The sequence below is a fragment of the Roseitalea sp. genome, from assembly GCF_984466335.1.
Window position 1 is genome coordinate 1 of sequence record NZ_CFIFWG010000033.1, and the last position, 9,126, is coordinate 9,126.

General features: G+C 68.9%; 10 protein-coding genes and 2 pseudogenes. 8 read left to right on the top strand and 4 right to left on the bottom strand.

Annotated elements, in window-relative coordinates:
* A pseudogene (locus tag AC5E6L_RS04880) lies at positions 1-528 on the top strand (hypothetical protein); the annotation flags it as partial.
* The gene (gene moaB, locus AC5E6L_RS04885) at positions 515-1,072 is read left to right on the top strand and encodes a molybdenum cofactor biosynthesis protein B (RefSeq protein WP_491229113.1); all 558 of its coding nucleotides are present in this window, start codon (positions 515-517) and stop codon (positions 1,070-1,072) included. The pseudogene AC5E6L_RS04880 and the gene moaB, both read left to right, overlap by 14 nt.
* A 5-nt stretch (positions 1,073-1,077) precedes the next feature.
* Here the strand turns inward: moaB and AC5E6L_RS04890 are convergent, their stop codons facing one another.
* Positions 1,078-1,602 carry a glycosyltransferase gene (locus AC5E6L_RS04890; RefSeq protein ID WP_491771647.1) on the bottom strand — a complete coding sequence of 175 codons (525 nt, stop codon included), beginning with the start codon at positions 1,600-1,602 and terminating at the stop codon, positions 1,078-1,080.
* 121 nt (positions 1,603-1,723) lie between these two features.
* Between AC5E6L_RS04890 and AC5E6L_RS04895 the strand changes: the two genes are divergently transcribed.
* Together AC5E6L_RS04895 and rnhB are read left to right on the top strand one after the other, a co-directional pair.
* Positions 1,724-2,875, top strand: coding sequence for a PA0069 family radical SAM protein (locus AC5E6L_RS04895; RefSeq protein ID WP_491771649.1), 1,152 nt, complete (start codon positions 1,724-1,726; stop codon positions 2,873-2,875).
* 64 nt (positions 2,876-2,939) lie between these two features.
* Entirely contained in the window at positions 2,940-3,602 is a 663-nt protein-coding gene (rnhB, locus tag AC5E6L_RS04900) for a ribonuclease HII (RefSeq protein WP_491229116.1), read from the top strand.
* A 148-nt stretch (positions 3,603-3,750) separates the two neighbouring features.
* Here the strand turns inward: rnhB and AC5E6L_RS04905 are convergent, their stop codons facing one another.
* Positions 3,751-4,218, bottom strand: coding sequence for a cyclic nucleotide-binding domain-containing protein (locus AC5E6L_RS04905; protein WP_491229117.1), 468 nt, complete (start codon positions 4,216-4,218; stop codon positions 3,751-3,753).
* 144 nt (positions 4,219-4,362) lie between these two features.
* Positions 4,363-5,046, bottom strand: a complete 684-nt coding sequence (locus tag AC5E6L_RS04910) for a response regulator transcription factor (protein ID WP_491229118.1) — start codon at positions 5,044-5,046, stop codon at positions 4,363-4,365.
* Positions 5,047-5,200: 154 nt separating this feature from the next.
* Here AC5E6L_RS04910 and AC5E6L_RS04915 point away from each other — a divergent pair, with 154 nt between their 5' ends.
* A complete protein-coding gene (locus AC5E6L_RS04915; protein ID WP_491771652.1) occupies positions 5,201-5,731 on the top strand; it encodes a L,D-transpeptidase family protein in 531 nt (176 codons plus the stop codon).
* Between the two features lie 118 nt (positions 5,732-5,849).
* Here the strand turns inward: AC5E6L_RS04915 and AC5E6L_RS04920 are convergent, their stop codons facing one another.
* Positions 5,850-6,098, bottom strand: coding sequence for a DUF1674 domain-containing protein (locus AC5E6L_RS04920; RefSeq protein ID WP_491771654.1), 249 nt, complete (start codon positions 6,096-6,098; stop codon positions 5,850-5,852).
* Between the two features lie 121 nt (positions 6,099-6,219).
* Here AC5E6L_RS04920 and htpX point away from each other — a divergent pair, with 121 nt between their 5' ends.
* From htpX to AC5E6L_RS04935, 3 genes and pseudogenes are all read left to right on the top strand, one after another.
* On the top strand, positions 6,220-7,170 hold the full coding sequence (gene htpX, locus AC5E6L_RS04925; protein ID WP_491230014.1) for a zinc metalloprotease HtpX: 951 nt from the start codon (positions 6,220-6,222) through the stop codon (positions 7,168-7,170).
* Positions 7,161-8,567 (top strand): RsmB/NOP family class I SAM-dependent RNA methyltransferase, encoded by a 1,407-nt coding sequence (locus AC5E6L_RS04930; protein WP_491230013.1) that lies wholly within the window; start codon positions 7,161-7,163, stop codon positions 8,565-8,567. The genes htpX and AC5E6L_RS04930 overlap by 10 nt, the downstream gene beginning before the upstream one ends.
* Positions 8,568-8,645: 78 nt before the next feature.
* Positions 8,646-9,126: pseudogene (locus AC5E6L_RS04935) on the top strand (heparinase II/III family protein); the annotation flags it as partial.

Consider the following 9,126-nt stretch of genomic DNA (forward strand, 5'->3'; position numbering starts at 1 on the left):
ATCGCTGATCACCAGGGACGCGCCTTCTTGCGCAAAGGTCTGGGCGGCCACCGCGCCTTGACCGCGCGCGGGATCGGCGAGGACCTGACCCTGATCGGCGGCCTGCCGCCGCTGCCGGCCGTGCTCGTCAATCCGTCCGTCGCGATGTCGACGCCGGCCGTCTTCGGCGCGCTCGGGAACCGGGCGAACGCGCCGATGCCCCCCTTGCCGGAGGAGGGTTTGGACGCGCCGGAGACGCTGGCCCGGTGGCTCGCCGATGAAACGCGCGCCGACCTGGAGATGCCCGCGCGGCAGCTTGCACCCGTGATCGGCCACGTGCTCGATGCGATCGCCGGTACCGGCGCCCTGCTGGCCCGCATGTCCGGATCGGGCGCGACCTGCTTTGGCCTTTACGCCGCGATGAGCGAAGCCCATGCCGCTGCGCGCGCGCTCGCGGCGGACCATGGCGACTGGTGGGTTCTGGCAACGCTTCTCAACCCGAAATGCGAACCGCCGGCCGGGAAGGGAGCGTTCCATGTCCAGGCTTGACGAAAGCCGGCCGTTCATCGCGCTGAACATCGCCGTGATGACCGTTTCCGATACCCGCAGTGCCGGCGAGGACAAGTCGGGCCGCACGCTGACCGGCCGCATCGAGGCGGCCGGACACGCGCTTGCCGGCTATGCGATCGTCCCCGACGAGCCCGCCCGCATCGGCGCGCAGGTGAAGCGGTGGAGCGCCGATGCGGGCGTCGACATCATCATCACGACCGGCGGCACCGGTTTCACCGGACGCGACGTGACGCCCGACACGCTCGAACCCATGTTCGACAAGCGCATGGACGGCTTCAGCCACCTGTTCCACCGCATCTCGTTCGACAAGATCGGCAGTTCGACCATCCAGTCGCGGGCGACGGCCGGCCTGATCGGCACCACATTCGTGTTCGTCCTGCCCGGCTCGCCCGGCGCCTGCAAGGATGGCTGGGACGGCATCCTGAAGTGGCAGCTCGACTATCGCCACATGCCGTGCAACTTCGTCGAAATCATGCCGCGCCTTGACGAGCACCTGCGGCGCGCGGGCGGCGGGTCGGCCTGATACCGTCAGGCCGAAGGGGGAATAAGGGCCGCCGGCAGGGTCCGCGCCGCGACCCCGCGCGGCAGGTCGGCGAGCGCCATGCCGGGCCGCCCGAGGGCCGCCGCCTGGCCGCGCGAGATCAGAAATCCCCTGCCGAAAGGGCCCCCCGCACCGCCAACGGGCGCAAGGCGCCGCCACCAGGGAACGCCGGGATCGCGCGCAAGGCGAAACCGGGCCGCACCCGCCGGCGCACCTCCGTCGAGATGGGCCCTGACCGAATCGAGCCAGTCGCCGACCGGGCGCGCGCCCGCCTGAAGGACGAGAAGCCAGCCGCCCCGCGCCATCGCGGCAAGCGCCGGCACATCCACCGCCCCGGCATCGACAAGGGTGCAGCCGGCGACCTGCGCCACGCGCACCGTTTCGTCCGTCGAGCCCCGGTCGACGACGATCACCTCGACGATCGCCCCGCTGACCGCGTGCCGCACCAGGCCGGGCAGCATGCGGGCCAGCCGATCCTCGTCATCGCGCGTCGGAATGATCACGGTGAGCATGGCGGTCGCCTAGCCGATGTTGCGGCGCAACGCAAAAGATCGTGATTTTGTTCTTTTATTGTTCTGGCTTTTGAGATAGGAATATAGTCGCCAGAAGCCGCCGAAGTGAAGGGAGCGCGCCATGGACGCGATCGCGGAAGCCGATCGTCTCGCCGACGGCCTGAACGCGGCGGCGGCCAACCGGCATATCGATGCATCGGGGATACGGCTCCAGCAGGGGCGGGTGCGGGGCCGGGCAAGCGCGATCAACCCGGCCGGGCGGTTCGAGGCGCTGGCCCGCGTCGATGTCGACGATGGCTGGAGAAGCCTTGAGGATCTGCCGCCCTTCAAGACGGAGGTGCAGATCGAAAAGGCGCGTACGATCATCACGCGCAACCGGTCGCCCGACATCTCCTTTGACCGGTCGGTCAATCCCTATCGCGGCTGCGAGCATGGCTGCGTCTACTGCTTTGCCCGGCCGACACACGCCTATGCGGGCCTGTCGGCGGGCGTCGATTTCGAATCGCGCCTGTTCGTCAAGCCGGACGCGGCCCGCCTTCTTGAAAAGGAGATCACGCGCCAAGGCTACGAACCCAGGACGATCGCCATCGGCACCAACACCGATCCCTACCAGCCGATTGAGCGCGAGCATTTGCTGATGCGGGCGATCCTTGAGGTTCTGGAGCGCCACAATCATCCGGTCGGCATCGTCACCAAGTCGGCTCTGGTCGTGCGCGATGCCGATATTCTCGGGCGTATGGCCGAAAAGGGGCTGGTCCGGGTCGCCCTGTCGGTGACGACGATGGACCGGATGCTGGCGCGGACGATGGAGCCGCGCGCATCCACCCCGACCAGGCGGCTCGAAGCGATCAGGGCGCTGTCGGCGGCGGGCGTGCCGACCTCGGTCATGGTCGCGCCGATCATTCCCGGGCTGAACGATCACGAGATCGAGCGGGTCCTCAATGCGGCCGCCGCGATGGGCGCCGGGCAGGCCGGCTATGTCCTGCTGCGCCTGCCGCTCGAAGTCGCGCCGGTCTTCAAGGAATGGCTCTTGCGCCACTATCCGGAGCGCTACCGGCACGTGATGGGCCTGGTGCGCTCGATGCGCGGGGGCAAGGACTATGATTCGGATTGGGGCAAGCGGATGAGCGGCACCGGGCCGTACGCCTGGCAGATCGCGCGGCGCATGGAAATCGCCCGCAAGCGGCTGGGCCTTTCGGCACGCGGCAAGCCCCTGCGCACGGACCTGTTCCTCAAGCCGAGGCCGGCGGCCGAGCAGCTCACGCTGCTGTGACGCCAAAGGCCGAAGCTGCGGCGTGGGGCTTGCGCAGAGCGGGCGCGCGTGGGATGGCCGTGCCATGGCCCCTCCCCCCGCCGGTTCCTCGCCTTCCCTGGCGCCCGCGCCGACCCTGCCGGACATGGCGCTCGAACGCGCCCTGGCCAGTGAAGGGTGCCTGTGTGTCGCCGGCGTCGACGAAGCGGGGCGCGGCCCGCTGGCCGGACCGGTCGTCGCCGCCGCCATCGTGCTCGACGAGGCAGCCCCGATCGAAGGTCTGGCCGATTCCAAGGCGTTGACGGCCCGGCGGCGCGAGGTGCTGTTCGATGCGATCATGGCGCACGCGCGCGCGGTCGGCATCGCCGCCTCCAGCGCCGAGACGATCGACCGAACCGACATCCGCAAGGCGACGCTGAGGGCGATGCGCGCCTGTGTCGAGGCGCTCGCGATCCCGGCGGACGGGGCGCTGTTCGACGGTCGCGACACGCCCGATGGCCTGGCGGCCCCGCTCCGCGCCCACGCCGTCGTCAGGGGCGATGCCCGGTCGGCCTCGATCGCCGCCGCCTCGATCGTGGCCAAGGTCACGCGGGACCGGATGCTCGCCGTCCTCTGCCGGGCGCATTCCGAATATGGATTTTCCGGTCACAAGGGATATGGGTCGCGGCGGCACCGCGCGGCCATCGCCGATATGGGCGGGGTCGCGCGCGTCCACCGCTTCACGTTCCGGCCCCTTTGTGCGCCGTAAAGGCAGGCGACCGGCGGCAACCAAAGGCGCCCCGACGAATACCGCCCCGCTGGAGCATGTGCCCGAAAAGTGAATGCGGCTTGCGGCAACATGCCCATAATCAAAGAGATGGAGCGTTTCCCGCAAATCGGCGTTCACGGGAAACGATCTAGAAACCGGGCCCGTCGCGGAAGCCCGGTTCGATTCGCCCGATTCGCTCCATCAGCCGTTTCAGGTCATCGGCGAGCTGTGCGTGGATGGCGAGGGCCGTTTCGGGATACTCCGCAAGCATCCGCCGGAACAGCGACCGGCTTATTCGCAGCACCTTGGTGTCGGTCTTGGCGCGCGCCGAAGTCATCCAGCTGGTCTCGGTGATCAGGGCGATCTGGCCCAGAATGGTCCCCGGGCCGACCGGATGCCGTCTGGGGTCGCCGCGTGAGCCGTCCCGCACGAGTTCGACGATCCCATGGTCGACGACGAACCCGCAGTCGGCCCGTTCGCCCTGATGATAGATCGTGCGCCCCGCCGCGAACTGCAAGCGTTCGGCGCCAAAGGCCAGAAGGCGCAATTGCTCGGCGGACAGTTCGTCGAAAATCTGCGCCGCCGACAAGGCGGCTATGTCGTCACTGAGGGTCACCGATCCGCCCGCGCCCGATTGTCTTGCGTGCCCGCGCTGCTGTTACATGACGGCCACGCAATTGGAAAGCACGCCGGCCGGCCCGCGCGAGGCGGCATGCGGACGGCATGCGGCGCGCCCGAAACGGGCTGCCGCGAAGAGGTCTTAAGGCACCAGCTTGTAGCCGCCGCTTTCGGTGACCAGGATCGCCGCGTTGGACGGGTCGGCCTCGATCTTCTGGCGCAGACGGTAGACGTGGGTCTCAAGCGTGTGCGTCGTCACGCCCGAATTGTAGCCCCACACCTCTTCGAGCAGCGTATCGCGCGTGACCACCTGGGCGCCGCTGCGATAAAGATACTTGATGATCGAGGCTTCCTTCTCGGTCAGCCGGATCTTGCGGCCGTTGCCGTCAAGCAACATCTTCTGGCTGGGCGTGAACGTGTAGGGTCCCACGGAAAATGTGGCGTCCTCGCTCTGCTCGTGCTGGCGCAACTGGGCGCGGATGCGCGCCAGAAGCACGGCGAACTTGAACGGTTTGGTGACATAGTCGTTGGCGCCCGCCTCAAGGCCCAGGATCGTGTCCGAATCGGTGTCGTGGCCCGTGAGCATGATGATCGGCGCCTTGAAGCCGCCCTTGCGCAGGATCTTGACCGCCTCGCGGCCGTCCATGTCGGGCAGCCCGACATCCATGACGACCAGATCGATCATCGCGCCGCGCGCGGCCTCGATGCCCTTGGTCGCGCCTGCGGCCTGCAAAACGTCAAACTCCTCGTAAAGCGAGAGCTGCTCGACCAGCACCTCGCGCAGATCGTCATCGTCATCGACCAGCAGCAGCGTTCGCGTCGTCATCGTTCAGCTCCGGTTGTTCGGCCGCTCCGCTTCGTTCGGACCGGCCCAGGGTTCATGGGCGGGGCTTTTGACATCATAATGGCAATCATGATCTCAACAAATGCTCAACTTTGCGTGTCGCGCGCGTCAAGGCGCCGTGAACAGGTCGGCAAACATGCTTGCGACAATCAAGATACGCCGAAAGCCCGGTGATCGCCGCACGGGCCTTCTCGCCGCCGGCGGCCGGGTGCTGCGCTGCGCGCTGGGCCATGCCGGTCCGTCTGCCTTCAAGCGCGAGGGCGACGGCGCCACCCCCGCCGGGACCGTGATGCGCCCGCTTTGGGGCTACTGGCGGCCCGATCGGGGCTCCCGGCCCGCCTCGGCGCTGGCCCTGTCGCCGATCGCCGTCGATGACGGCTGGTGCGACGCGCCCGGCCACCCCGCCTACAACGGGCCAGTCCGGCTGCCGTTTGCCGCTTCCCATGAACGGTTATGGCGCAAGGACCGCCTCTACGACATCTGCGTCGTGCTCGACTGGAACATGGCGCCGCGCGGCCGGGCGCGCCATCGCGGATCGGCGATCTTCATGCATCTGGCCCGGCCCGGCATCGCGCCCACCGAGGGCTGCATCGCGCTCGGCCGGCCCGATCTCGAATGGCTGCTGGCCCGGATCGGCCCGCGCACGCGTCTTTTCGTCCAGCCCTGAGAGGGCACCCGCCCATGATCAGACGCCGATCGGCCCGGCCACGGCAACGGCGAGCCGGTGAGCGCCGTCGATCGGCGTCAGGCCCCAGCAGGCTCCAGGCGGAGCCCCGGCCGGCCGCTCAGAAGTCGACGGCGATGCCCTTGACCTCCCAGTCGCCATAGCGCGCCGGATCGCGTCCACCGCGCCCGCCGACCTCCCTTGGCGAGGCGGCCTGCTTGCCGTCCTGTTCGGCGCGGCGCGCCTCGGCCTCCCTGAGCGCGCGCTGGGCAGCCGCCGGCAGGTCCTCGAAGCGGCGCGAGGGCTCCGGGCGGTCCCCGGCCGGCGGTTCCGTTTCGGTCTCGTGACCGTCCTTGCCCGTGTCCGTCATGGCGGCGTTCCCGTTGCGGCCGACATTGAAAAGAGGTGGCCGTTCATCCATCTATATGGGAGCGGCGGGCCGCCGGTCCAGCGATCCGCAGGCCCTTACACGCAATTGCGGAGATGAACGGATGAACATGGTCAAGACCGCCATGCTGATCGCCTTCATGACGGCCCTTTTCATGGGCGTCGGCTATCTGATCGGCGGCACGGGCGGAATGATGATCGCCCTCGTCATCGCCCTTGCGATGAACGTGTTTTCCTATTGGAACGCCGACAAGATGGTGTTGCGCATGCATGGCGCGGTCGCGGTCGACGAGAAGAACGCGCCCGAATATTACGGCATGGTGCGCGATCTGGCCGCCAATGCGGGCCTTCCGATGCCGCGGGTCTACATCATAGAGCAGGACCAGCCCAACGCGTTCGCCACCGGCCGCAATCCCGAAAACGCCGCGGTCGCGGCCACCACGGGCCTGCTCGACCGGCTGACGCCCGAGGAGGTCGCCGGCGTGATGGCGCACGAACTGGCGCACATCCAGAACCGCGACACGCTGATCATGACGATCACGGCGACGCTTGCCGGAGCCATCTCGATGCTCGGCAATTTCGCGCTGTTCTTCGGCTCCGGGCGCGGCAACAACCCGATCGGGCTGATCGGCGTGCTGATCGCGATGATCGTCGCGCCGTTCGCGGCGATGGTCGTGCAGATGGCGATAAGCCGCACGCGCGAATATGCCGCCGACCGGCGCGGCGCGGAGATCTGCGGCCGACCGGACTGGCTGGCGAGCGCGCTCGTCAAGATCGCCCGGGCCGCCGGGCGCTCTGTCAACGAGGCGGCCGAGCGGAACCCGGCGACGGCGCACATGTTCATCATCAACCCGCTCAACGGCCAGCGGGCCGACAATCTGTTCTCGACCCATCCGGACACGCAAAACCGCATCGATGCGCTGATGGCGATGGCCGGTGCCGGCGCACCCCCGCCACCCTCCCCCGCGCGGCGGCGCACGTCCGGCGTGCCGGGCACCGGAAAGGCAAGGCGCTGGGGTCGCGCGGACAGCGGCGAGCGTGGACCCTGGGGTTGAGCGCCGCCGCCCGGACCGCGCGGCAGCGCGGCGGCAAGCCGCCCGCCGACGAGCCGGCCAAGCCCGGCCTTGCCGCCCGGCAGGCCGCAAGGCGGCTTCTGAGCGCCATCGTCGAATCGCGCGCGCCGATGGACGCGCTGACCGACGATGCGCATGGCCACCCGCACTATCTTGCGCTCGGCGACCGCGATCGTTCCCTGGTCCGCGCGATCCTGATGGCCGCCCTGCGCCACCGTGGCGATCTTGAGGCGCTCATCGCGCGCTTCACCGAGCGGCCGCTGCCGTCGGGCGCGGCCTCCCTGCGCGCAACCATCCATGTCGCGCTGGCGCAGATCCTGTTTCTCGACGTGCCCGACCATTCGGCGGCGGACCTTGCGGTCAGCGCCGCCCGTGCCGATCCGCGCAACCGGCGCTTTGCGGGCCTGGTCAATGCGCTGTGCCGGCGCGCGGCCCGCGACCGCGAGAAGATTGCCGCACGCATCGCCAGGAGCCCGGCGCGCGCGCCGGACTGGTTCGCCGACAGGCTTGAGAAGGTCTATGGCCGAAAGACGGCCGAATCGATCCAGGCCGCCCATCGCCGCGTTGCGCCGATCGACCTGACGCTCGCCGATGAGAGCGCCGGCAATGTGGCGCGCCGGGCCCGGCAGCTCGACGCGGTTGCGCTGCCGACGGGCTCGCTGCGCCTCAGGGCGAACGCCGACGTGGCCGGCCTGCCCGGCTTCGCCGATGGCGCCTTGTGGGTTCAGGACGCCGCCGCGGCGATCCCCGCGCGGCTGTTCGGCGGCGTCGACGGCAAGCGGATCGCCGACCTTTGCGCGGCGCCGGGCGGCAAGACGGCGCAACTGGTCGCCCGGGGCGCGCGGGTCACGGCGATCGATGCATCGGCCAACCGCCTCAAGCGCCTGAAGGCCAACATGGCGCGTCTGGGCCTTTTCGATCGCTGCGAGGCCGTGGAGACGAGCCTGTTCGACTTTACGCCGGACGCCCCGTTCGACGGCGTGCTGCTCGATGCGCCCTGCTCGTCGACCGGCACGGTGCGGCGGCATCCGGACGTGCCATGGACCAAGACCGACGCCGAGATCGTCAAGCTGGCCGGCCTTCAGGCGCGCATGCTCGACAAGGCGGCCGAACTGGTTGCGCCGGGCGGCGTGCTGATCTTCTCGAACTGCTCGCTCGATCCGCGCGAGGGCGAGGACATCGCGCGCGCGTTCCTGGCCGGCCATCGCCGCTTCGCGATCGATGCGGTCCGGCCTCGGGAGGTTCCCGGGATCGAGGGATGCATCACCGCCCAGGGCTGGGTGCGCACGACGCCGGCCGATCTGCCCGCGCCGGGCGGCGATGAAGCGCTGGGCGGACTTGACGGATTCTTCGCCGCCCGGTTCCGGCGGAATGCCTGAAACCCCGCAGGCGCTGGTTTGGCTTTGCCCGGCATTGCGGCTATTGTCTTGATTCGATGGGGAATAAGAGCAAGCGCCGTGACAGGGTCTCGCTGGAACACGCAGCCAGGATATGTGGGAATCAGCCTGGGCCTGTTTTGGGAGCGCTTCCGCTACTGGTTGCAGGCCGGCTCCGTCAGCAATTGGCGGCTGGTCGGTCCCGTCCCGTCCCGCATCCTTCTGTCACCATCCTGCCTGCGGCCGGGCGACCCTCTGATCGCACGCGACTTCTACCAGGGCCGGTTCTCGTTTGCCGGGCGGACGGTGGAATCGGGCAGCCGGTCGCCGTTCGCCGTGGAGCCGCCTTCGGCTGCCTGGCACGCCGGGCTGCACGGGTTTCGATGGCTTCGGCATCTTTCGCATGCCGGAACCGACCTCGCCTCGGCGCAGGCACGGGTGTTGATCGATGACTGGATTGCCGTCCATGGCAGACGGTTGCACGAGCCCACCTATGATCTGCCGAACACGGCGAGCCGCATCATCGCCTGGTTGCAGCATTCGCGCTTCCTGCTGCAAAATT

What these genes read in the sequence shown, in the direction of transcription:
- moaB (WP_491229113.1), top strand. Translation starts at nt 515, where the DNA reads ATGTCCAGGCTTGACGAAAGCCGGCCGTTCATCGCGCTGAACATCGCC.
- AC5E6L_RS04890 (WP_491771647.1), bottom strand. Translation starts at nt 1,602, where the DNA reads ATGCTCACCGTGATCATTCCGACGCGCGATGACGAGGATCGGCTGGCC.
- AC5E6L_RS04895 (WP_491771649.1), top strand. Translation starts at nt 1,724, where the DNA reads ATGGACGCGATCGCGGAAGCCGATCGTCTCGCCGACGGCCTGAACGCG.
- rnhB (WP_491229116.1), top strand. Translation starts at nt 2,940, where the DNA reads ATGGCCCCTCCCCCCGCCGGTTCCTCGCCTTCCCTGGCGCCCGCGCCG.
- AC5E6L_RS04910 (WP_491229118.1), bottom strand. Translation starts at nt 5,046, where the DNA reads ATGACGACGCGAACGCTGCTGCTGGTCGATGACGATGACGATCTGCGC.
- AC5E6L_RS04915 (WP_491771652.1), top strand. Translation starts at nt 5,201, where the DNA reads ATGCTTGCGACAATCAAGATACGCCGAAAGCCCGGTGATCGCCGCACG.
- AC5E6L_RS04920 (WP_491771654.1), bottom strand. Translation starts at nt 6,098, where the DNA reads ATGACGGACACGGGCAAGGACGGTCACGAGACCGAAACGGAACCGCCG.
- htpX (WP_491230014.1), top strand. Translation starts at nt 6,220, where the DNA reads ATGAACATGGTCAAGACCGCCATGCTGATCGCCTTCATGACGGCCCTT.